This is a genomic window from Mesorhizobium sp. CCNWLY176 (assembly GCF_037153935.1).
Lineage (GTDB): Bacteria > Pseudomonadota > Alphaproteobacteria > Rhizobiales > Rhizobiaceae > Mesorhizobium_M > Mesorhizobium_M zhangyense.
The window spans coordinates 26,468-48,824 of sequence record NZ_JBBBDZ010000014.1; the positions used below are offsets into that span (position 1 = coordinate 26,468).

Below are 22,357 nucleotides of genomic sequence, written 5' to 3' on the forward strand. Positions count from 1 at the left end.
TCCGGACAACCTGCGCTTCGCTACGGTTTCCGGGATGACGACTTCATGGTTGTCACCGCTAATCGCCAAAGTTGAGCTTCGAAGCGCGGACCTCTCCTTCGTCATCCTTGGACGCGGCATGAGCGAAGCGAAATGCGCAGAGCCCGAGGGTCCGCCCGAACGCTCAAACGGCAGCAGCGACCGAGAGGCTAACGCGATCCTATTACCTCCAGCGTAATTGTAACCGCCCTCGTTCCGGCATTTCTCTCGTCATGAGATCGGCGTTTCCGATCCTGCATGGAGAAAACGTGAATGAGCATCACCTACATCATCGGCTTCAACGTCCGGCCCGCTCAGCGCGAGCGTTTTCTGGCGCTGCTCAACGGCGTGCTCGATGCGATGCGCCATGAGGCGATGTTCGTCAGCGCGAATTTTCATGAGGACCCGAACAACGCTTGCCATTTCCTGCTGCACGAGACGTGGGTCGATCATCAGGACGTGCTCGACGTACAGATCAAGCGTCCTTATCGCGAGGAATGGCATGCTGCGCTCGACGAGCTTCTGGAAGCGCCGCGCGATATTTCGGTCTGGAAACCGCTGAGAAGTGACAGCGCCGAGGCAATGAAGACGTGATTAGCCGGCCTTAACCGTTGGACGCAACCATGGTTGATCGTCCGCCGCTCGGCACCACGACGAGCTGCTTGACCTTGCCCTTCTTGAAGGCGGTCAGGAAGCGCTCATAGTCCTTGAAGGCGACACAGCCATGCGATTCCGCCTGCCGGCCGCGCAGCAGGTAGCTGTGGGTCAGGAAGCCGTCGCGGCCATATTTGTTCCGGCCGTCGACGGGCAGCATGCGGATCGCCTCGACGCCGTGGAAGCGGCTTTCGCGCATCTTGAGGTTATAGGTGTGCGGCGGGGTCGGGCCGTTCATCTTGACGTTCACGTAGCGCGGATCGTCCGCCATCTTGCCGACGCCGGAATGGGCCTCGAGCACGCTGCCGTCGGGCATGTACACCTTCGCGGCGCTGATGTCGTAGACAGCCACGCCGCCGCCTGCCCTGGCTCCGCCACCGAACAGGTTCTGCAGCGCTCGGCCGAAGCCGCCGCCGCTTGTCGGCCTGTCGCCCGGATCGCTCGGCCGCGCATAAGCGAGCTTCTGCGGCTTAGGTGCTGCGCGTTCGTCTGCCTTCTTCGGCTCGTCGGCTTTGCGCACGGGCTGCTCGTCGGGCTTCGGTGCTGCCGGTTCATCGGCCTGCTGAACGTCGGGCTTTTCCGTCTCCGGGACGGGCTTGCGTGCCTGTTCGTAGCGCGGGCGAAGCTGCGGCAGGGGACCGTCGGACGGCGTGTTTTCGTAGTCCGGCAGGGATGCGGCGTCTTCGCCCGTGTCGAGGTCCGGGTTTTGCGATGCCGCGAGGTCGTCCTCCAGCGGCGGCGCCAGCAAGGCCGAAAGTGCCGCGTCGGCTGCTCCACCGGGGGACGGATCGGCATAGGCAAGCAAGGTCGGATGCTGTTCGGTAGCAGCGGGCAGCGTTGCGAACCGCTCCTGCGCGGGCGTACCGGCCTTTGCGACAGTGCCCTTTGCGACCGTGCGGGCCGACTTACCGGAATTGGGGGCGTCGAAAAGGCTGGCGAGTTTCTTGGACGTCAGCGCGGCATTCTTCACGATGGCGTCGAAGCGCGCTGCATTGGCGTTCGTACCGGTGACCGCGGCCACCTCGGGATGGCGGGCGGATTTCTTTGGGCCGGCGGCAATGCTCCCGGTCACGAAGGGCTGTGCCGTTGCAATGACCAGCCGCGGCGCCTTGCCGGTCCTGCCATGCTCCTGCGGCAATCGCGCCTGCAACGGCTCGACTCCGTAGAACTGCGGCTTGGGGAGAAGGCTGCCTGAGTTGGAGGCGAATGAGCTGTTCATCGCGACCATGCCAGCGACGGACCACACAGCCGCACCAGCAAAACCGATGCCAACGGAGGTGACCAGCAGTGGACGCATCAGGCGGCGCCAGGAATGTGTACGAACGACCTTACTCACAAACGTGCGCCAAACCGGCATATCCCGCAAACGGCCTCAGGGTCGGCAAGCGACCGTAGTTGCGTGACTTCCAGAATGTCCCCATTTAGACCAAGTGATCGACTGAAGATGGGCAAATATGGTTAAATTTTGCTTTCCAGAAACCCAGAATATCTGGGATCCGGCATTTTCAACGCCTGAGCAGAGCTTTCGGCGTCACCAATTCAAAACCGACAACAAACGTCAAACGGCACGAATGCCCTTTGACGGTAAGGCCCGTCAGGGCCGCTTGTAGGACATCGGTTGACGGTTGGTCAACCTCGGTCGCGAATTGTCCGGAAGGCCAGGAGCCGATCGGGGATGATCTGGCGAGGCGTTCAAACAGCAACGGATGGGATGCGGGCGCGTCGAAGCAGTTTTTTGGCTTGTACGTCAAAGTTAATAGAGGGCTGTTCCAGCAGCAGATATGTTGCAACGCTTGTGTGGAGCATTGCCATGACCAACTATCTCGTAAAACACTTGGGTTGCACCGGCATATACTCGCCGCAGGATCTGTCTACGCTGGATGCTGTCCTGCAGTCGGCCAAGCAGCATCTCCAACTTACCGACCAGAGCGATATAAGCGACTTGGCCTACAAGGTGCTGACGCTGTTCGAGATTGGCATCAAGAGCCCGGACCAGATTTTGAAATCCGTCATCTCCATCGACCCGTTCAAAAACAGATAGTCACCCTGGCTGGATAACGCGGTGATGCCTGGCATCACCTCACGACAATTCGACCTGCCGCACCAGCAAGCGCGACGGGGCGGGATGTCTGGTTGGGTGGCCTATTCGGCCTTGGTTTCCTGCTGCTTGACGGTCTGCGGAACCGTGGCCGTTGACGTGTCGGCCGTTGAAACGCTCGCCACTTTGGTTTCGGTGTCTATCGAAGCATTCACCTTCGAGTGGCCCACGCATTCTGCTGATGCGGCCGATACCGTCAGGCCGATCGCGGCGGCAAGCACGAGAATTGTCTTCATCGTCTGTCTCCTTCGCTGCATTGGTGCACCGAAAGGCTAACAGCGGCAGCGCCGCGGGCAAAATCACGCTTTGTTGTGGTACGGCCCTGGAGTCATTCCGGCTTGGTTTGCCGACGTCTTGATGAAATCGACGAAGGCTCGCAGCGGCGCCGGCACGAGGCGTCGTCCGGGGTAGTAGAGGAACGGCCCGGAGAAGCGATCCCACCAGGGTTCCAGCACGGGTTCAAGAACGCCGCTGTCGAAATACGGGCGCAGCCAGTCCTCGAAGAGGGATACGATGCCGGTGCCCGCGATCGCCGCGTCTACGGCGAGATCGGTCGCCCCACCCAGCCTTACGATCAAGGGGCCTGTGGGATCGACCCGCACCACCTCTCCGTCGCGCTCGAATTCCCATGGCGGCATCGCGCCGCTGGAAAAGCGGCCGCGCAGGCAGGAATGGCCGAGCAGATCGCGCGGGTGTTCGGGCCGGCCCCGGCGATCGAGATACGCCGGGGAGGCTGCGGTGGCGAAGCGCTGGAAGCGCGGCCCGATCGGCACCGCGATCATGTCCTGCTCCAGCCGCTCGTCGTAGCGGATGCCGGCGTCGCACCCGGCTGCGATTACGTCGACGAAGCTTTCCTCGGTTATCACCTCCAGCACGATGTCGGGATAGGCGGCGAGAAACGCAGGCACGATGGCCGGCAGCACCAGCCTTGCCGCGCTGACCGGCACATTGAGCCGCAGCGAACCCGCAGGATTGTCGCGAAAGCTGTTCACCACATCAAGTGCTGCTTCCATCTCGGCCAAGGCAGGGCCGAGGCGCGCAAGCAGCCCTTCGCCGGCTTCGGTCGGAACGACGCTGCGCGTCGTCCGGTTGAGCAGCCTGACGCCCAGTTGCGCCTCCAGCCGCCGCACTGCCTCGCTCAGGCTCGACGCGCTGCCGCCGCTGAGGCGGGCGGCATCGCGAAATCCCTTGGCGCGCGCCACCGCCACGAAGGCGTTCAAGTCACCGAGATCGGTTTTCATTGTTCGTAATTCCGCACAGCCTGTACCGATTGTACCCCATTATCATGAATATGGTCATCGCCTAAATACAGGGTCAGATCAAAAGGAAAGAGATCATGTCCAGCATCGAACAGTCCGGCACTTTCACCCTCGGCGACCGCACCGTGAAGCGGCTCGGCTACGGCGCCATGCAGCTTGCAGGCCCAGGCGTGTTCGGCCCGCCCAGGGATCATGACGCTGCATTGGCCGTGCTGCGCGCGGCCGTGGCAGCCGGTGTGAACCACATCGACACCAGCGACTTCTACGGCCCGCATGTCACCAACCGGATCATCCGCGAGGCGCTGCATCCCTATGCCGACGATCTTGTCATCGTCACCAAGATCGGCGCGCGGCGCGGCGCAGATGGATCATGGCTGCCGGCATTCACGCCCGAAGAACTGACCCAGGCCGTGCATGACAATCTGCGCAATCTCGGGCTCGAGGCGATGGACGTCGTCAATCTCCGCATCATGTTCGACACGCATGGCCCCGCGGAAGGGTCGATCGAGGCGCCGCTTTCCGCCTTGGCCGAGCTTCAGCGGCAGGGCCTCGTTCGTCACATCGGCCTGAGCAATGTCACGCCCACACAGATCGCTGAAGGCCGCCGGATCGCCGAGATCGTCTGCGTGCAGAACCAGTACAATCTGGCGCATCGCGCCGACGACGCCCTGATCGATGATCTTGCCCGCGACGGCATCGCCTATGTGCCGTTCTTTCCACTCGGCGGGTTCAACCCGTTGCAGTCGTCAACCTTGAACGACGTCGCCAAGCGCCTCGATGCGACGCTCATGCAGGTCGCACTCGCCTGGCTGCTCCGCCGCGCGCCCAACATACTGCTGATCCCGGGCACCTCCTCGGTCGGGCATTTGAAGGAAAATCTCGCCGCGGGTGGGCTGGTGCTGAGTGATGATGTGGTGATGGAACTGGATGCGGTGGCTAGGATTGGTGCCTAACGGTGCACAGGCAGGTTGTCGCATTCCGACATCAGCGCGGCATCGCGAGCTCAGGTAACGCCAGCCTGATCAATATACGACTTCGGCGTGCGCTTGATTAATGAGAGCACCGTTTACCGAAGAAGCTGCTCATCATGCCAGACATCTTCATACGACCCATCAATCAGGAAGCGCCAGCCCGGCGGAAGGGCTAAATATGGCAACACGGCCGGTGCCCACTCGTCGAGGTGTTCCCCGTGGAGAGGCACGAAGAAATCGTCGGCATCCGAGAAAGCCTCGCCGGCCCAGATATACCAACCTGACGTTCCGTTCTCCGGCGGCATCCGCAGCCCATTCAGAGGCCGCAGCCTCTCCCGAACCGCCCTGGAAACGCCGAGTTTCAGCCGAAGATCGCAGCCGTAGAACTGAGCTTCAAAGCGCACACACAACACTCGCTGTAACAACTCAAGATCCGCCATAGCCTCACTCAGAAATCCCGGCGATTAAGTCCACAGCACGCTTACAGATGTGCCATTCAGACAAAAAGAACCAAGCCTCGTCAGTCGAAGGAATCGCGATCGTGTGACCTTCGAAGGCACTCAGAATAGTGTCAAATTCCATGATGGGCGTGGCTCCAGATCAGGACGAGGAACTAGCGGACGAGCAACCTGTTGCCGTCTGCGCAGATCAATGAATTGGTCTTGTGCATCCGCATGTGAAGTCGGGCCATCTTCCGGCATTCGGCATCGGTATTGATTTGTCGCTCTGCCCACCGGCGCCATTCGGGTTTCGACAGTGCCAACCGCTCGGCCTCAAAAATGCTCGCACCAGTCTCGCGCCTGATGTCTTTGATGAGTAGCACCCATCGGTCTCTTTCAATTTCCATAATGCCGTTTCCAAGCCGGGGCGGGAAGCGAGCGGTCAATCCCGGTGAGATGTATCAATGCGAAGTGAGTTGTACGCCCCGCACCTCACACACCGCATATGATACTCAAATAAGGCGTTGTTCGCCGCAGAATCAAGCATTTCGAGGACGGCACTACACACCGGGCACGGAATTTGCGCATCTTTGTCTTTGGCAGCGGCGATCCCGGCCTTCACCCATTCTGGTTGATGCGTTCCTACCATTGTGGCTCACCGTTGCGTACGAACGTGGGGGAAGCGAGCGGTCCAGCCGGACTGAGTTATTTCGCAGGTTCGGCCGCTTCGGCGGCTTTAATACCGCGATCGATGCGGGCGGTCAGCACAAATAGAAAGTTGCCAAGAGCTTCGGCGAAATCAACGGATTGCTTGGCCTCATCAGGGGTGACGTGAGGCCTATCTTTGTCTGCATGACGCGGCCTGTTTGAGCCAAGCCGAACGGAATGCGCCCAGTCGGCCATACCTTGCGTTAGCAGGTTGGCGGTGAGAGCTTGGTCAATCCGTTCGTAGAGGGAACCTTTCTCATAGCCTATGGCCTTCAGCATGCCATCTACCGCGCTGCCGGCCATAACAGCGGCAGCGTCGGGAGCTTGCAGTGTCTCGTACGCTTGCTGCAAGAACGTTCGGGCTGGTTGTGGAATGTCTTCGTGGGCGGTTTTCGCATCTGGCCAGACCCTCAACGCCTTCATTTGATCGTCGTCCCAAACCATCTGGACGGCAATTACGGATCTGCAGCTATTGCAACGAAAGGCTGCCCAGTTCATTTGGCCTCGATTAACCCAACTGTCCGTCCAAACTCTGTTCATATTCGGGTTGGCAATCGAACAATGAGGGCAGCGGCCAAGACCCCATAATTTCTCTCCAGGTGCATAACCAGTCTGAACTGAAACCGTCGTTGCAAATATCATTGCCTACCCCAATTGGATCAAACCCGCAGTCAGGTAATCAGAAATGGCACTGACCGACAAGCAGCAGCCCTTCGTCGCCGAAGCCTTAAATCCCTTGCTGGTTTGAGCCGATCCTGACGACCCCAACCCTACTCCGCGGCGATCTTGCCCTCGGTCGCATAGGTGCTCTGATACAGCGCGCGCTGGCGGTTCAGGGCCACCATGGTGTTGCGCAGCAGGATCGCGACCGTCACCGGCCCGACGCCACCGGGCACAGGCGTGATCCATGAGGCCACGTCCTTGACGCTGTCGGTGTCGACGTCGCCGACGATGCGGGTCGAGCCGTCGGGCGCGGTTTCGGCATTGATGCCGATGTCGATCACGGCCGCTCCCGGCTTCACCATGTCGCCTTTGATCAGGCGTGGCTTGCCGACCGCGACGAACAGCGCGTCGGCACGGCGCGTATGGGCTGCCACCGAGCGTGTCATGTGGTGGCACACGGTCACGGTTGCGCCCTCGCTCATCAGCAGGAAGGCGATCGGCTTGCCGACGATCTCGGAATGGCCGACGACGACGACTTCGAGGCCCTTGAGGTCGAGCCCGGTGGCTTTCAGCAGTTCCACCGAGGCGGCCGCCGTGCAGGGCGCCAGCTCGATCTCGTTGTAGACGATGTTGCCGATCGAGGCCGGGTGCATGCCCTCGACATCCTTCAGCGGATGCACCGCCGCCTGGATCGCCTTGACCGGGATATGCGCCGGCACCGGCCGCTGGATGATGATGCCGGTGACGCGCGGGTCGGCATTCATGCCGTGGATGGCGGCTTCCAGTTCGGCTGCCGTCGTTTCGGCGGGGAAACGCCGCTCCTCGAAATCGATGCCGGCAAGCCCGGCCTTGGCGCGCTGGTTGCGCACATAGACATCGACTGCCGCCACGTCGCCGACGGTGATCGAAACGAGGCGCGGCGGAAAGCCTTCCTCGACAGCCTTGTCGGCTGCCGCGCGCACTTCGGCGATGATGCGGGCCGCAACCGGCGCGCCCTTCAGATAGCGTGTGTCGTCGAGAGGCATTTTTTAGCTTCCTTCGGCGGACAGGATGTCCGGCAATCCGTTGCCGGACTTCGTATGGAATGCTGCCTGGAACTTCCCACCATGAAGAATAATATTTTCACGAAAGGAAAGTCCAGAGCAATTTCGCTCTCACCGCCGCCTATAGCCGATTTCGGCCGGTTTGGCAGTGCGACAAAACGAAAGGGCAGGAGCTTGTCTATTGGAAACGGCAGGCGTCCATTGACGCAATTGCGCCGTGCTATCGCTTCTTCGCGGCTGCCTTCGCATTTGCTTCGCCTGCGACCTGCTTTGCGCGGAATTTGGCGATGCGCTCGATCAACTTCGCGGGGACCGGTTCCGAGAGAGGGAAGCGGATCGTGCCCTTGTCGTTGACTTCGTAAGGGGCGAGGTCGTCCTTGAATGCCGCGACCAGTTCGCCATTGGCCGGGTAGAGCGAGTAGTGCTTCTTCCAGCCGGCGAAATAGAGCGCAGTACCTCCCGGCACCTTGTATGCTGGGATCTGGTAGGAGATCACTTCCTCGGCCTCGGGGAGGGCCTTGCGGATGATGCCGCGCACTTCTTCGAGCACGCCCTTTGCAGCTTCGGGCTGCGTGGCGAGATAGTCGTCCACGGACTGAAAAACGGTCTTCGCGATCATGTCCTCCCGAACATCAGAGGGCGCGATATTATCCGATGACCGGTTCGATCCAACCCGTCTCAAAGCGAAAGGGCAGCACGATCCCCATCATGCTGCCCTTGCTGCGGCGGCGAAAACCGCCGCTTCCGGACCGTCCCCCGGAAATATCGAATCGGGTCGGCCGCTACATTACCACGACCTGCGTGCCGATTTTCACGCGTTCATAGAGGTCGACGACATCCTCGTTGCGCATGCGGATGCAGCCGGAAGACACCGCGCCGCCGATCGTCCATGGCTGGTTGGTGCCGTGGATGCGATAGAGCGTCGAGCCGAGATACATGGCGCGCGCGCCGAGCGGGTTTTCCGGGCCGCCCGCCATGTGGACGGGCAGCACGCGGCCCTTGGCGCGCTCGCGCACGATCATCTCTGCCGGCGGACGCCAGTCCGGCCATTCGCGCTTGGCGGTGACCTTGTGGGTGCCGGCCCATTCGAAGCCCGGCTTGCCGGTGCCGACGCCGTAGCGCCGCGCCTCGCCATTGGCCTGTACGAGGAAGAGGAAATTCTGCTTGGTATCGATGATGATCGTGCCCGGCTTGTGCGGCCCGTCATAGGAAACCTGCTGCGGCAGATACATCGGGTCGATCTGCCGGCGCACTTCGCGCTTGGCCGGTGCCGGGGCAACGATGCCGGCGGTGCGCTGCGCATCCGGCTGCGGCTGCTGGCGCCGCTGAGCCGGGGCATAGCGCTGGTCGAAGCGCGGCTCGGTCGCATAGGGCTGGACCTGCACGCCGGCCGGGACTTGCTGCCGGACCTGGCGCACCTGACGGCGCACCACCTTGCCGGGCTGCTGGCCGAGCTGCATCACCCACGGTGCTGAAAGATCGGGGCTTACCACCACCGGCGGGCGTTCGGCATAACGGTCGTTGGCGAAGGCTGCTGACGCCATGCTGACAGCAAGGGCCGTGGCCCCCAGTAGAAAAAGATGTTTCATCGGACGCACTCTCGAACTCGATCGTCATCAACAAGCGGGGATTGCACCCCTTCCGTGTGCGATGTTGTCCGCCAGTGGCAACCGAAACGTGAATCGGAATGCGCAAAAAGCCAAACCGGGTTTAAACCTTTTGGTGTGGTTACCGCCCGGTTCAGGAATCTGGTAAAGGCCGGGTAAAAATAGGAAATAGGCTTGATGGAAATCGTAAAAACCGGCCTGGTCGAAGGCGAAGATGGCGTTACGCGCTGCGCCTGGCATGGCAATCTGCCGGATTACCAGCACTACCATGACCATGAATGGGGCCGGCCCGTGGCCGACGACCGCCGGCTGTTCGAAAAGATCTGCCTTGAAGGTTTCCAGTCCGGCCTGTCGTGGCTGACCATCCTGCGCAAGCGCGAGGCGTTTCGCGAGGGTTTTGCCAATTTCGAATATGAGCGCGTCGCCGAATTCACCGACGCCGATGTCGAGCGCCTGCTGGGCAATGCCGGCATAGTGCGCCATCGCGGCAAGATCGTCTCGACCATCAACAACGCCAAGCGCGCCCGCGAACTCGCCGGCGAGGCCGGCTCTCTCGCCGCCTGGTTCTGGAAGTTCGAGCCCGGTGCCGACGAGCGCCCCGCCACTGTCGACTACGCCTCGCTGATCGCCAACCCGACCACGCCGACCTCCACCCGCATTTCCAAGGAGTTGAAGAAGCGCGGCTGGAGTTTCGTCGGCCCTACCACCGTCTATGCCTTCATGCAGGCGATGGGCCTGGTCAACGACCATATCGAAGGCTGTGTGTGCCGCACCGAGATCGAACGCGAGCGCGCGGCCTTCAAGCGGCCGAGATAAAGCTCCAGTGTTGCCTTATTTCACTAGTCGCTGATGGATCGCGCCCGCATAAGGGAGTGTGAGGAGCGATACTGTGAGGAATTTCGGGTGGCGGTAGAGGCGTTGACGGACAGGGGGCAGACGCACGGCTTGTTTGCCGAGATCGGAATACTCTATCTGCGCGTGGCAACGGTGCTGCTCGCCCTGATCGGCATCTTCGCGCTCGGAGGCACGCAGCTGGGCTGGTTCACGCCCGACATGCCGACGGCCAAAAGGATACTGCAGATCGACCGGCCTGCAAGCATTGCCGGGTCGCAAAGGATCAGGTCGAAGCTGATTCCCGTCGATACGAGCCGGCGGTACCGGATCGGAGCCGACATTCGCGTGCTGCCCAAGGAAGACGGCTCGCCGCAGGTTTCCATAGTCTATCTCGGCGTGCAGACGTATGACGCCAAGGGAAAGGCAATAAGGACCGGCCCCGGGCCTTACCGCTTTGCCGGCGCGGCGAATGTGCAGATCAGCTCGAAGGATGGCTGGACCCGGCTCGAGGGCGTCATCGCCGAGGAAGGCGACGACAGCCACCGTCAGTTCCGGCCCGGCACCAAGGCCGTAGAAGTCGTCGTCATGCCCAACTACAAGGCCGACAAGAGCGTCGTCAGCGAACTGCGCAACGTGGAATTCACGCAGATCATCGAGCTGGACAATGGCGGGGATGAGTGAGGATAGCCTCTCGGCTTCCTTTTGACCGCAGCAGTGCCAGCGGTCAGACGCCGGTTCACTCCGCCGCCACCAGCACCCTGCCCTCCGGCACGCCGGCAGGTTTCTCACCACCATAGGCCCAGTCGAGCAGCTTGACCGTGTGCACGACCGGCATGTTGGCAGCGGACGCTATCTGCGTGATGCAGCCGATATTACCGGTGGCGACGATGTCAGCGCCGGTCGCCTCGATGTTTTTCACCTTGCGGTCGCGCAGGCGCGCGGAAATCTCCGGCTGCATGATGTTGTAGGTGCCGGCCGAGCCGCAGCACAGATGCCCCTCGCGCGGTTCCTTCACGATGAAGCCGGCGCGCGCCAGAAGCTCCTTCGGCTGGCGCGTGATCTTCTGGCCGTGCTGCATCGAGCAGGCCGAATGATAGGCGACGGTAAGGCCAGACTTACGCATTGGCTCCGGCAGATCGAGCGTGGCCAGATATTCGGTGATGTCCTTTGCCAGCGCCGAGACCCGAGCCGCTTTTTCGGCATAGGCGGGGTCGAGCCGCAGCATGAAGCCGTAATCCTTGATCGTCGTGCCGCAGCCCGACGCGGTGATGACGATGGCATCGAGCCCGCCATTGTCTATCTGGCGTGTCCAGGCGTCGACATTCTGCCGCGCCGAGGCAAGCGCCTGCTCTTCGCGGCCCATATGGTGCACCAGCGCGCCGCAGCAGCCCTCGCCTTGCGGCACCACGACCTCGACGCCGAGCCGCGTCAGCAGCGAAATCGTCGCCTCGTTGATGCCGGGCTCCAGCACCGGCTGGGCGCAGCCGGTGAGGATAGCGACGCGGCCGCGCCTTATGCCCGATGCCGCATGGCTGCTCGGCGACGCCATCGCCGAGGCTTCCGGCACGGCGGCAGGCGCAAGCTTCAGCATCGCGGCCAACGGCTTGAGCGCGGTAAATTTTTCGAACACTCCGGCGAACGGCCTGCCCAGCTTCGCCAGCTTCAAGGCTGCGCGAAAGCGCGCGGGGTGCGGCAGCACGAAGGCGAGCAGCGCCCGGATTGCGCGATTGGGCAGCGGCCGCTTGTAGGTCTTTTCGATATGGGCGCGGGCATGATCGACCAGATGCATGTAGTTCACGCCCGACGGGCAGGTCGTCATACAGGCAAGGCAGGACAGGCAGCGGTCGATATGGGTGACGATCTCCTTGTCGGCCGGGCGGCCGTTCTCCAGCATGTCCTTGATGAGGTAGATGCGCCCGCGCGGGCTGTCGAGCTCGTTGCCGAGCGTGACATAGGTCGGGCAGGTCGCCGTGCAGAAGCCGCAATGCACGCATTTGCGCAGGATCTTTTCCGATTCCGCGACATGTGGGTCGGCAAGCTGCGCGGGAGTGAAACTGGTCTGCATGGCCCGCTTACTCTTCTGGCTCGAACCGGAAATCGACGGCATAACGCATTAGGCTAAGGGTCGGGACGACCTTAGCGGCGGAACGGGACCGCTTGTCGAACTCATGGGCGACGAGAATGCCGCGCACAGCACGACCTTCCTCTTCCTCAGCAAGATCACCCATGTAGCCAAGGATTTGTCCTATCGCACGGCTATCGGCCTTTCCTGCTTTCAATTCTACGACCACGAGAGCGTTGTCGGTTTTGTCGGCACATGTGATGTCAATAAATCCGGAGTGGACCGACCGTTCGGCTCCGTCATCGACAATCGAAAGCATTCCCCCGAGCTGCCCTATGTTGCGTCTTAGTGCTGCTTGCATATCGCGCTCTAACGAAAGCTTCTGTGCAGGAAGCTCCAGCTGATCGATCGGCATTGATATGCGTGAATGAACAGTCTCAAACGCCTCCGGTACGTCTGAATCTGCCCGATCCCAACCGGTAAGAAACTTTCGGTATCTTACAACTGCGTTCTTATAGGACTGCAGATTGTTACGAATATTGCCTTCAAAGGGAATCTTTGATGGATTAGGCTTGCTAGCGCGCTCGTCGTGCGTCGAATAGTTCAGTTCGTCGATAACCTGTTGCAACGTACCGTTTGCGAAGTGCTCATCGAGGCTGCCATAGCTATCTTCGACCCGGCCAACTCGATGAAGCTGCGCGGTAACAGTCCCCGACGAATATTTCTGCTCCTCAAGCCAGTTTTTATAATCTTGTCGCATCTTCAGATAAACCAGCCGTTCGGGTTGCGGATCGGCTCGCCGCGGCCGAGTGCCTGAAGGCCGATGATGCAGCGGGCGATGAACCAGACGGCGACCGCAAACAGCATGAAGAAGCCGATGACCAGAACGATGAGAACAGCTGAAACCAGGCCGTAGAGCAGGCCGATCCAGAAGGTGCGGATGAGCCAGGTGTAGTGGGTCTCGACCCAGGCTTCAGACTTGCCGCGATTGATATAGGCGAGCACGATGCCGACCAGCCCGCTGATGCCGATGACGAGGCCGGCGAGATAGAGGATGTAGATGACCTGCGCATTGGTCGCGCCCGGTTCCAGCCAGCGGTCGGTCTGGCGCGGCGCGGTCGGTCCGTTGTTGATATCGCTCATGAATTGCCCCTCACTCTGTTGACGCACCGAGCGTAGCAGACTTGCCGAGAGGCACCATATGGCCCGGATTGAGAATGCCCTTGGGGTCGAACTGCTCCTTCAGCCGCGCCGAGAGGCCGGCAAGGGCCGGCGGTTGCGGCTCGAACACGGGAAGCGATGCGCGCAGCGAGTGGTTGGCGCGCACCAGCGTGGCGTGGCCGCCGCCGAACTTTTTGACCAGCCGGCGCAGCAGATCGGCTTCGGGATCGGCCTGCAGGCGCAGCCAGACGAGGCCGCCCTGCCAGTCGTAGAAGGCGTCGGCGGCCTCTTCCATGCGCAGCGCCATGACCATCGCGTGGGCGCTCGCCGGCGCCATCGAAACCCGCCAGACGGGCCGCTCGGTGCCGTCGGCGAAGGGCCGGCAATCGCGTATATCGCGCCACAACGCCTTTGAGGCATCGCCGGAAATCTCGTCGATCGGGCCGGCGTTTTTCAGGAGATCGATGAGCTTCTTCATTCGGAAGGCGACGGAAGGTCCAAAACCTTCGACGCGCAGCAGCGTGGCGGATGCGCCTTTCAACGCGCCGCCGGCAATGCTGCCGACGAGATTTTCCGGCATATGGGCGGCGCTCGAAACCTCCTCGCTGGAACCGAGCGCCAGCGCCATGGCGGCGCTGGCGTCCTCGTCGAACAGGCCGCGTATGGCGAGCGTCACTTCGGTTTCGGCGGCGGGCAGCACCTTGAAGGTGACGTCGGTCAGCACAGCCAGCGTGCCCCATGAGCCGGCCATGGCCTTCGACAGGTCGTAGCCGGTAACGTTCTTGACCACCCTGCCACCGGACTTGAACGCCTCGCCGCGGCCGGACACCGCATTGATGCCGAGGATATGGTCGCGCGCCGCACCCGCCTTGAGGCGTCGCGGGCCGGCGAGATTGGCGGCAAGCACGCCACCAATGGTGCCACGCCCGGCCGGCCGCCCGAGCAGCGGGCCGTAATCCATGGGCTCAAAAGCGAGTTCCTGGCCATGATCCGCCAGCAGCTTTTCGATCTCGGCGAGCGGCGTGCCGGCCCGCGCCGACAGCACCAGCTCTTCCGGCTCGTACAGAGTGACACCGGTGAGGTTTGAGAGGTCAAGCGTGTGTTCCGTCTGGAGCGGGCGGCCCAGGCCGCGCTTGGAGCCGTGGCCGAGAATTTCCAGCGGGGATTCGTTGGCCAGCGCCCATTCGACGGCGGCGAGCGTTTCGGCGGGGGTTGTGGGGGTGAAGGTGGTCATGGCGCCAACGCTTTCTCCCCCCTTGAGGGGGAGATGGCTGCGAAGCAGCCAGAGGGGGTCAGTGCGGCAGATCTCTGCCGGGAAAATAAGCCGAGCCCAGTGGAGAGGACCCCCTCTCCGTCTCGGGCTTCGCCCGAGCCACCTCTCCCCCGCTTCGCAGGGGCGAGGAACCCAAGTTCTGCCATGTCGTGACCTCGGCGAGTGCCGGTTCCTCGCCCCTGCGAAGCGGGGGAGAGGTGCCGACCGAAGGGAGGCGGAGAGGGGGCGATCATAGAGAACCGTCCCCTGCCTTCTTGGTCCTCGCAAAAACGAACCGCAAATCCGAGCTAACCACCTCTTCACTCAACCGACCATCCAGCGCCGCGAGAATGGTTTCGCAAACGCTCGCCAAGTTCTTCACCGCATCAGCACTCCAGAAACGAATGACCGAATAGCCTTGTGCTCGCATGAATTCGTCGCGATGCCGGTCGTATGAACTCTCGGTATGCTGGCTACCGTCCAGCTCGACAACCAGCTTGCCGCTTCGGCATGCGAAGTCCGCGAAATACGGCCCTAATGGCATCTGACGAACGAATTTGTAGCCGCCAAGCTTTTTGGCTTTTAGTTGGTTCCAAAGGGTGGCTTCTGCCCGGTTGTCGCCGTGGCGAAGTTGCCGGGCTCGCTCGATATTTTGTGGCGAACGCCGGGTAGGCGGGGCGGCAGTCCCCCTCTCCGTCTTGGGCTTTGCCCGAGCCACCGTTCCGGGGCGAGCCACTGGTCTCGCCCGTCCTTTGGACCCCCCGCTTTGCGGGGGCGAGGAACCCTCGTCTTGAGATGCCATCCCCATCAAAACCTCGGAATGTCCGGGAACGGCAGTTTGCCGCCCGAGATATGCATGCGGCCGAGTTCGGCGCAGCGGCGCAGTTGGGGGAACACCTTGCCGGGATTGAGCAAATGGTTGGGGTCGAAGGCGCATTTTACGCGCATTTGCTGGTCGAGGTCGATCTGGTTGAACATTTCCGGCATCAGGTCGCGCTTCTCGACGCCGACGCCGTGTTCACCGGTCAGCACGCCGCCGACCTTGACGCAGAGGCGTAAAATATCGGCGCCGAAGCTTTCAGCTTTGTCCAGCTCACCGGGGATGTTGGCGTCATAGAGGATGAGCGGGTGGAGATTGCCGTCGCCGGCGTGGAAGACATTAGCGACGCCGAGCCCGTATTGCTCGGACAGCTCGCGCATGCCAGCGAGCACCCGCGGCAATTCCTTGCGCGGGATGGTGCCGTCCATGCAGTAGTAATCCGGCGAGATGCGGCCGACGGCGGGGAATGCCGCCTTGCGCCCGGCCCAGAAAGTCATGCGTTCCTGCTCGGATTGCGAGATGCGGCAGGTGGTCGAGCCGTTTTTGAGCGCGATGGCCTCGACCCGGCCGATGAGGTGGTCGACCTCCACGCTCGGCCCATCGAGCTCTACGATCAGCAGCGCCTCGCATTCACGGGGATAGCCGGCATGGACGAAATCCTCGGCCGCGTGGATTGCCGGGCGGTCCATCATCTCCATGCCGCCGGGAATGATGCCGGCGCCGATGATGTCGGCGACGCACTGGCCGCCCTGTTCGCTGGTCGGGAAGCCGATGAGCAGCGCGCGCGCCGTTTCGGGCTTGCGCAGGATGCGCACGGTGACCTCGGTGACGACGCCCAGAAGCCCTTCCGAGCCGGTCATGATGCCGAGCAGGTCGTAGCCCTCGCTGTCCAGATGCTTGCCGCCGAGGCGAATGACCTCGCCGTTCATCAGCACCATTTCGATGCCGAGCACATTGTTGGCCGTCAGGCCGTATTTCAGGCTGTGCACGCCACCGGAATTTTCCGCGACATTGCCGCCGATCGAGCAGGCGATCTGGGAGGATGGATCGGGGGCATAGTAAAAGCCCTCCTGCTCGACAGCGGTGGTGATGCCGAGATTGGTGACGCCCGGCTGCGCGGTGACGGTGCGGTTGGGATAGTCGATCTCGAGAATGCGGTTGAAGCGGCTCATGACCAGTAGCACGGCATCTTCCAGCGGCAGCGCGCCGCCCGACAGCGAAGTGCCCGAGCCGCGCGGCACGACGCGGATTTTGCGGTCGTCGCAATATTTCAGGATGCGGGACACCTGCGCCACCGTTTCGGGCAGCACGACCACCAGCGGAAGCTGGCGATAGGCGGTGAGCCCGTCGCTTTCGAAGGCCCGCATTTCGTTGACGGCATCGACCACCCCCTCGCCCGGCACGATGATACGCATGTCGGCGACGATCTCGGCGCGACGCGAAAGCGTCGATTGATCGGGTGCCGGCATGGCCAGACCGGACATGGGTTCGCTCCTCAGAATACTGGTAAAAAGCTTTTACCAGTTATCGACGCCGCCTGTAAACCGGGGCCGGTTCTTTTGATTTAGGCCGCGATATCTACTCAATTGGATAAATAAATTGACCAGTTATGCGGGATGCCGTTATTCTCGACAGATTATCGGCCTCACCGGACACTTCGCTTGAGCGAGATTTTCTCCAGGATCGAGCATTCGCGCACCGCCGACGAGGTGGTGCAGCAGATCGAGAGCCTCATCCTCGAGGGTGTGCTGCGCGTTTCCGACCGGTTGCCGGGCGAGCGCGAACTGGCGCGCCAGTTCGACGTGTCGCGGCCGATCCTGCGCGATGCTCTGAAGGCGCTGGAAACACGCGGGCTGATCGTGACGCGCCACGGCGGCGGCACCTACGTTGCCGACGTCATCGGCCAGGTCTTCACCAAGCCGATGCTCGACCTGATCGGCACGCACAGCAAGGCGGCCTCCGACTATCTCGAATATCGCCGCGAAATCGAGGGCGTGGCGGCGGAATACGCCGCGCGCCGCGCCACCGCCGACGACCGCGCGCTGCTGGAGCGCATCATGGAGCGCATGGAAGCGGTGCATGAGCGCGTCGACTTCGAGGAAGAGGCGGAGATCGACGTCGAGTTTCATCACGCGGTGGGCGAATGCGCGCACAACATCATCCTGCTGCACACGCTGCGCTCCTGCTACCGGCTGCTGTCGGACGGCGTGTTCCAGAGCCGGCTTCTGGTCTATGCCCTGCCCGGCGCGCGCGACGAACTGCTTGCCCAGCACCGCGCCATCCACGCGGCGGTGGCGGGCGGCGAGCCAGCCGCAGCGCGCAAGGCGGCGATGGACCACATAACCTATGTCGAACGCGCGATGACGGAAGCCGAACGCACCGGCGACTGGCAGCGCGTATCGAAACTGAGACTGCGTCAACGCTCCGAAGCGGGCGATGCGGCGCGCAAGACCGGAACCGGGAAGTAGCCAGGAATAAAGACGAATGTCACAAATCCTCACCATCGACGACCTCAAGAACCTGGCTCGCCGCCGTGTGCCGAAGATGTTCTTCGACTATGCCGATTCCGGCTCATGGACGGAAAGCACCTACCGGGCGAACGAGGAAGATTTTTCCAAGATAAAATTCCGCCAGCGCGTGCTGGTCGACATGGACAATCGCTCGCTGGCCTCGACCATGATCGGCGAGAAGGTGGCGATGCCGGTCGCATTGGCGCCGACCGGATCGACGGGCATGCAGCATGCCGACGGCGAGATGCTGGCGGCGCAGGCGGCGGAAGAATTCGGCGTGCCGTTCACGCTGTCGACGATGAGCATCTGCTCTATCGAGGACGTCGCCAAGGTTACGAAGAAGCCGTTCTGGTTCCAGCTCTATGTGATGCGCGACAGGGATTTCGTCTACAACCTGATCGACCGCGCCAAGGCTGCGAAATGCTCGGCATTGGTGCTGACGGTCGATCTGCAAATGCTGGCGCAGCGCCACAAAGACCTGCGCAACGGCCTCTCGGCACCGCCCAAGATGACGCCGAAGACCCTGTTCGACATCGGCAGGCGTCCGGGCTGGTGGATGGGCATGCTGGGCACGCCGCGCCGCAGCTTCGGCAATATCGTCGGCCACGCCAAGGGCGTGACGGACCTGGCTTCGCTGTCCTCATGGACGGCGGAACAATTCGACCAGAGCCTGTCATGGGATGACGTTGCCTGGATCAAGGAACGCTGGGGCGGCAAGCTGATCCTGAAGGGCATTCTCGACAAGGAGGACGCCATCATGGCGGCGAAGACGGGCGCGGATGCCCTCATCGTCTCCAATCATGGCGGCCGCCAGCTCGACGGCGCGCGTTCTTCGATTTCGGTGCTGCCGGAAATCATTGAGGCCGTGGGTGACAAGATAGAAGTTCACTTCGACGGCGGCATCCGCTCGGGCCAGGACGTGCTGAAGGCGCTGTGCCTGGGCGCGAAAGGAACCTATATCGGCAGGCCCTTCCTCTACGGGCTGGGCGCTATGGGCAAGCAAGGTGTGACGACGACGCTGGAAATCATCCGCAAGGAGCTGGACATGACGATGGCGCTGTGCGGCAAGCGCGACATCAACGATGCCAGCAAGGAGATGCTCTGCAGATGACGCCGGCGCACATGAAGAACCTACGGCGGGCGCATTGAGCACAGGCATTCATTATCTCGACGCTGCCGGACCGGAAGGCATGCGCATCTATGCGATCGGCGATGTGCATGGACGGCTGGACCTGATCGAAAAGATGCATGCGCGGATCGAAGGTGAACTGGAGCGGGACCCTCCGGCCGACTGGCGCATCGTCCATCTCGGCGATTATGTCGATCGCGGGCCGGACTCGAAGGGCGTTGTGCAGTTTCTGCTCAAGGCCGAAAAGCGCGACAGCCGGATCATCTCGCTTGCCGGAAACCATGATCGCGGTTTCCTTGATTTTCTGGCAAATCCCGAGCCCGACGGTCTGTTTGCGCGCTATGGCGGCAAGGAGACAGCACTTTCCTACGGCATCGACCTCGATTTCACGAGTGCGGAGCGTTGCAGGAAAGGCCATGCCGCGCTTATGGATGCGGTGCCGGCGGATCATCTGACTTTTCTCGCCGATCTCGGTTACTCGGCCAGTTTCGGCGATTTCTTCTTCTGCCACGCAGGCATTCGGCCGGGCATTCCGCTCGAAATGCAGGACAGCCAGGACCTGATCTGGATACGCGGAGAATTCCTGAACTATCCGTACCCGCACCCGAAGGTGGTCGTGCACGGTCACACGCCGCAAGACGAACCCGAAGTGATGGCCAACCGGGTCAATGTCGACACGCTTGCCTACAAGTCGGGCATGCTGACCGCGCTCGTCATAGACGGCGCCCAAAAGCGCATTCTTTCAGTGAACGGCGACATAAGTTCGTGATCTGAGCGTGGCACTGCAGGATTGAAACCGGAGAAACCATGGAACTGAGCGCACTTTTGCCCTTCCTCGGGCATTCCGAACAAAACACCGGGCTGTCCGATCTGCTGGCAACCGCCGGGTTCGATGTCTCGCTGATGCCGGGCCGCGCGCAACGTGGCGGCGGCACCGGACATTGCGAGTTGAATTCGCTCGGTATCGAACTCGCATTCCAATTTCACACGGACTACAAACATAGCTTCGGCGTGCCCAAGGATGGCGGCAAGGCGATCCTTTCCGCCATCTTCGCCTACGACAGGCCCGGCAAGAAGCGGCAGGCATATGTCGGCCCGATACCCTTCAGCAGCGGCCCTATCCATGATCGCAACGATGCACTGCGCGAGTTCGGTGATCCGTTTCATACGGAACAGGAAGACGGCGAAATCGACTGGGATCACTGGATGAAAGGCGATGTGCAGGTCGGCGCGTTCTACCGCGAGGACGCGACGGCAAAATACGTTTCCTTTGCCGTTCCGCTCAAGACGACGGTCGAAAAACTAGGCCTGCAGGATTCCAGTCGCCCCTGACGGGAGTGACCCGCAGCGCCTTAGTAGCTTGCGGCGGTGACGCCGTAGCCATCGACCACGTTGTGGTCGGCAGAAGCATCGGCAGCATAGATGCCGAGACCGCAGATAACGATGGCAGAGAGCATTGCAAAGGACAGTAAAGCGGCTTTCACGGCGGTCATCTCGGTTGCGGCTTCCTGCATCTCTTCATGAAATTATTACGAATGTGTTTCGCTTCGGCGGGCAGCCCGTCGGTTGAATCGTCCGGTTTGTTGGCGGAAGCGGCGTCCTTCTAGGCTTGCGGCCTCCGGGACGTCCAGTGCTCGAAAAGCACACAGTCACGTAATCTTACGGACGTGTTATTTTTGCCACGTGCAAAAGAGGTAGATGGCCCTCAGATGGTGGCGACCCAGGCGCGGGCGATCGACAAGCCGGCGGCATCAGCCTCGGCGCCGTGGGCTGCTGCCTCTTCCTCGTGACGCTCGAGCCAGCCGGGCTGGCGCTCGCGCAGAAGGTCGGGGAACGACGCGTTCCAGTAGCGCACCAGCGGCTGGTCGGCCTCGAAATGGAACTGAAAACCGTAGGCGGCGCGGCCGACGCGGAATGCCTGGTTCTGCGTCGCCTCGTTCGCGGCAAGATGCACAGCGCCTTCAGGCAGCGTGAAGGTGTCGTCGTGCCACTGGAAGCTCGAAAAATCCTTCGGCAGCGCGCCGAGAACGGGATCGGCTTCTGCATTTTCCGTCAGCGCGATCCGCCGCCAGCCGAATTCGGGAGAGGTGCCGATCAGGTTCTCGCCGCCAAAGGCCCGCGCCATGAGTTGGCTGCCGAGGCAGATGCCGAGGATCGAACGATCCTTGGCCTCGAAATCACGAATCAGGTCGAGCAGGGCCGGAATATAGGGATACTTGTCGTCGGCCAGCGCATTCTGCCCGCCGCCGAGCACGACGATGGCGTCGTGGCCGCTGGCGTCTTTCGGCATGGCATCGCCGTGATGAGCATTGCGCAGGTCGATTTCGGCACCGGCTTCGCGCAATGCGGCGCCGACCTGGCCGAGACCGGTATTGTCGTAATTCTGGACGACCAGCACCCGCATGAAGGACCCTCGCGATGACAAACTCTCCCGCCCCGATATCATGCGCGGCAATCGCCAAAAAGAGAGGAACCGATATGCCACTGCAAAACCGGGTCGATCCCTTTGGCGATATCCATGCGGTGCCGGCGCGCGGCCTGTTCACGGGAAATCGCGGCGTCATCCACGATCCCGCAACGCGCACGCTGCTGAAGCGGCGCTGGGCCACCCGCGCATGGATCATCTGCGTGTGCCAATTCCGCGGCAAGCGGCGCGATGTGATGGGCCGCAACACGCCGAGCGGCAATGCCGGCTGGACCGAGCTATTCTTTCTCGACGAGGTGACGGCGCTGGCAGCAGGGCATCGGCCCTGCTTCTACTGCCAGCGCGAGCAGGCGAAGGAATTTGCGGGGCGTTATGGCGAGGCATTCGGGGTGGTGAAGCCGAAAGCGCCGGAGATGGATGCAAGGTTGCATGGCGAGCGGCTGGCGGCCGGTGGGCGGGCGGTGGCGCTGAAGGCGGGTGCGTTGGAGCGACTGCCGGATGGGGCGATGGTGGCGCGGGACGGCGATGCTTATGCGGTACATCAGGGCGGGCTTCGGCGCTGGAGTTTCGAAGGTTATGAGCTTCCGCGGGAGGGCTTTGATATTGCATCGCCGGGATTTTTGCTGCTGACGCCGGCGATAACGGTTGCGGTGCTGCGGGCTGGGTATGGGCCGGTCTGGCATGAGAGTGTTGGGAGGTAACC

26 protein-coding genes are annotated in these 22,357 nt (G+C 62.0%); 10 read left to right on the forward strand and 16 right to left on the reverse strand.

Annotated features, from left to right (window positions below; genetic code table 11):
- Window positions 1-291: 291 nt before the first annotated feature.
- Entirely contained in the window at window positions 292-612 is a 321-nt protein-coding gene (locus WBQ96_RS21110) for a putative quinol monooxygenase (RefSeq protein ID WP_336554010.1), read from the forward strand.
- A 10-nt stretch (window positions 613-622) separates the two neighbouring features.
- Here the strand turns inward: WBQ96_RS21110 and WBQ96_RS21115 are convergent, their stop codons facing one another.
- The gene (locus tag WBQ96_RS21115; RefSeq protein WP_336554012.1) at window positions 623-1,969 is read right to left on the reverse strand and encodes a DUF2778 domain-containing protein; all 1,347 of its coding nucleotides are present in this window, start codon (window positions 1,967-1,969) and stop codon (window positions 623-625) included.
- 513 nt (window positions 1,970-2,482) lie between these two features.
- Between WBQ96_RS21115 and WBQ96_RS21120 the strand changes: the two genes are divergently transcribed.
- Complete coding sequence (locus tag WBQ96_RS21120; protein WP_336554014.1) at window positions 2,483-2,713, forward strand: hypothetical protein; 231 nt, start codon at window positions 2,483-2,485, stop codon at window positions 2,711-2,713.
- A gap of 101 nt (window positions 2,714-2,814) precedes the next feature.
- Here WBQ96_RS21120 and WBQ96_RS21125 read toward each other — a convergent pair whose 3' ends face one another.
- Window positions 2,815-3,006 (reverse strand): hypothetical protein, encoded by a 192-nt coding sequence (locus WBQ96_RS21125; protein WP_165114965.1) that lies wholly within the window; start codon window positions 3,004-3,006, stop codon window positions 2,815-2,817.
- A gap of 63 nt (window positions 3,007-3,069) precedes the next feature.
- Window positions 3,070-4,011, reverse strand: coding sequence for a LysR family transcriptional regulator (locus tag WBQ96_RS21130; protein WP_336554015.1), 942 nt, complete (start codon window positions 4,009-4,011; stop codon window positions 3,070-3,072).
- A gap of 95 nt (window positions 4,012-4,106) precedes the next feature.
- On the opposite strand from WBQ96_RS21130, the gene WBQ96_RS21135 reads away from it, so the two are divergent.
- A complete protein-coding gene (locus tag WBQ96_RS21135) occupies window positions 4,107-4,982 on the forward strand; it encodes an aldo/keto reductase family oxidoreductase (RefSeq protein ID WP_336554016.1) in 876 nt (291 codons plus the stop codon).
- A gap of 113 nt (window positions 4,983-5,095) precedes the next feature.
- Here the strand turns inward: WBQ96_RS21135 and WBQ96_RS21140 are convergent, their stop codons facing one another.
- From WBQ96_RS21140 to WBQ96_RS21160, 5 genes are all read right to left on the reverse strand, one after another.
- On the reverse strand, window positions 5,096-5,440 hold the full coding sequence (locus tag WBQ96_RS21140; protein ID WP_336554017.1) for an immunity protein Imm33 domain-containing protein: 345 nt from the start codon (window positions 5,438-5,440) through the stop codon (window positions 5,096-5,098).
- A 705-nt stretch (window positions 5,441-6,145) separates the two neighbouring features.
- Complete coding sequence (locus WBQ96_RS21145; protein WP_336554020.1) at window positions 6,146-6,646, reverse strand: DUF4145 domain-containing protein; 501 nt, start codon at window positions 6,644-6,646, stop codon at window positions 6,146-6,148.
- A 272-nt stretch (window positions 6,647-6,918) separates the two neighbouring features.
- Entirely contained in the window at window positions 6,919-7,836 is a 918-nt protein-coding gene (locus WBQ96_RS21150) for a bifunctional 5,10-methylenetetrahydrofolate dehydrogenase/5,10-methenyltetrahydrofolate cyclohydrolase (RefSeq protein ID WP_336554022.1), read from the reverse strand.
- Window positions 7,837-8,074: 238 nt separating this feature from the next.
- Complete coding sequence (locus tag WBQ96_RS21155) at window positions 8,075-8,473, reverse strand: iron chaperone (protein WP_336554024.1); 399 nt, start codon at window positions 8,471-8,473, stop codon at window positions 8,075-8,077.
- Between the two features lie 163 nt (window positions 8,474-8,636).
- Entirely contained in the window at window positions 8,637-9,443 is an 807-nt protein-coding gene (locus WBQ96_RS21160; RefSeq protein ID WP_336554026.1) for a L,D-transpeptidase, read from the reverse strand.
- Between the two features lie 195 nt (window positions 9,444-9,638).
- Between WBQ96_RS21160 and WBQ96_RS21165 the strand changes: the two genes are divergently transcribed.
- Complete coding sequence (locus WBQ96_RS21165) at window positions 9,639-10,277, forward strand: DNA-3-methyladenine glycosylase I (protein WP_336554027.1); 639 nt, start codon at window positions 9,639-9,641, stop codon at window positions 10,275-10,277.
- Between the two features lie 87 nt (window positions 10,278-10,364).
- The gene (locus WBQ96_RS21170; RefSeq protein ID WP_336554028.1) at window positions 10,365-10,976 is read left to right on the forward strand and encodes a hypothetical protein; all 612 of its coding nucleotides are present in this window, start codon (window positions 10,365-10,367) and stop codon (window positions 10,974-10,976) included.
- A 55-nt stretch (window positions 10,977-11,031) separates the two neighbouring features.
- On the opposite strand, the gene glcF is transcribed toward WBQ96_RS21170, so the two are convergent.
- The 6 genes from glcF to WBQ96_RS21200 all read right to left on the reverse strand — a co-directional run bounded on the left by glcF (window position 11,032) and on the right by WBQ96_RS21200 (window position 17,074).
- Window positions 11,032-12,360, reverse strand: a complete 1,329-nt coding sequence (gene glcF / locus WBQ96_RS21175) for a glycolate oxidase subunit GlcF (RefSeq protein ID WP_336554030.1) — start codon at window positions 12,358-12,360, stop codon at window positions 11,032-11,034.
- Between the two features lie 7 nt (window positions 12,361-12,367).
- Complete coding sequence (locus WBQ96_RS21180) at window positions 12,368-13,117, reverse strand: endonuclease NucS domain-containing protein (protein ID WP_336554032.1); 750 nt, start codon at window positions 13,115-13,117, stop codon at window positions 12,368-12,370.
- 2 nt (window positions 13,118-13,119) lie between these two features.
- Complete coding sequence (locus WBQ96_RS21185; protein WP_336554034.1) at window positions 13,120-13,500, reverse strand: DUF4870 family protein; 381 nt, start codon at window positions 13,498-13,500, stop codon at window positions 13,120-13,122.
- Window positions 13,501-13,510: 10 nt separating this feature from the next.
- Window positions 13,511-14,752: a glycolate oxidase subunit GlcE gene (gene glcE / locus WBQ96_RS21190; protein WP_336554036.1), complete on the reverse strand. Its 1,242-nt coding sequence runs from the start codon at window positions 14,750-14,752 to the stop codon at window positions 13,511-13,513.
- Window positions 14,753-15,020: 268 nt separating this feature from the next.
- Window positions 15,021-15,488: an endonuclease domain-containing protein gene (locus tag WBQ96_RS21195; protein WP_442920876.1), complete on the reverse strand. Its 468-nt coding sequence runs from the start codon at window positions 15,486-15,488 to the stop codon at window positions 15,021-15,023.
- Window positions 15,489-15,577: 89 nt separating this feature from the next.
- Window positions 15,578-17,074, reverse strand: a complete 1,497-nt coding sequence (locus WBQ96_RS21200) for an FAD-linked oxidase C-terminal domain-containing protein (RefSeq protein ID WP_336554038.1) — start codon at window positions 17,072-17,074, stop codon at window positions 15,578-15,580.
- A 177-nt stretch (window positions 17,075-17,251) separates the two neighbouring features.
- Here WBQ96_RS21200 and WBQ96_RS21205 point away from each other — a divergent pair, with 177 nt between their 5' ends.
- The 4 genes from WBQ96_RS21205 (at window position 17,252) to WBQ96_RS21220 (ending at window position 20,561) form a co-directional block, all read left to right on the forward strand.
- Entirely contained in the window at window positions 17,252-18,058 is an 807-nt protein-coding gene (locus WBQ96_RS21205) for a FadR/GntR family transcriptional regulator (RefSeq protein ID WP_336554040.1), read from the forward strand.
- A 16-nt stretch (window positions 18,059-18,074) separates the two neighbouring features.
- Complete coding sequence (locus WBQ96_RS21210) at window positions 18,075-19,211, forward strand: alpha-hydroxy acid oxidase (protein ID WP_336554042.1); 1,137 nt, start codon at window positions 18,075-18,077, stop codon at window positions 19,209-19,211.
- A 79-nt stretch (window positions 19,212-19,290) separates the two neighbouring features.
- Window positions 19,291-19,998 carry a metallophosphoesterase gene (locus WBQ96_RS21215; protein ID WP_336554216.1) on the forward strand — a complete coding sequence of 236 codons (708 nt, stop codon included), beginning with the start codon at window positions 19,291-19,293 and terminating at the stop codon, window positions 19,996-19,998.
- A gap of 38 nt (window positions 19,999-20,036) precedes the next feature.
- A complete protein-coding gene (locus WBQ96_RS21220; RefSeq protein WP_336554044.1) occupies window positions 20,037-20,561 on the forward strand; it encodes a hypothetical protein in 525 nt (174 codons plus the stop codon).
- A 20-nt stretch (window positions 20,562-20,581) separates the two neighbouring features.
- Here WBQ96_RS21220 and WBQ96_RS21225 read toward each other — a convergent pair whose 3' ends face one another.
- On the reverse strand, window positions 20,582-20,713 hold the full coding sequence (locus WBQ96_RS21225) for a hypothetical protein (protein WP_337035924.1): 132 nt from the start codon (window positions 20,711-20,713) through the stop codon (window positions 20,582-20,584).
- Between the two features lie 221 nt (window positions 20,714-20,934).
- Complete coding sequence (locus WBQ96_RS21230) at window positions 20,935-21,633, reverse strand: type 1 glutamine amidotransferase (protein WP_336554048.1); 699 nt, start codon at window positions 21,631-21,633, stop codon at window positions 20,935-20,937.
- A 74-nt stretch (window positions 21,634-21,707) separates the two neighbouring features.
- Between WBQ96_RS21230 and WBQ96_RS21235 the strand changes: the two genes are divergently transcribed.
- The gene (locus tag WBQ96_RS21235) at window positions 21,708-22,355 is read left to right on the forward strand and encodes a hypothetical protein (protein ID WP_336554050.1); all 648 of its coding nucleotides are present in this window, start codon (window positions 21,708-21,710) and stop codon (window positions 22,353-22,355) included.
- Window positions 22,356-22,357: the final 2 nt, after the last annotated feature.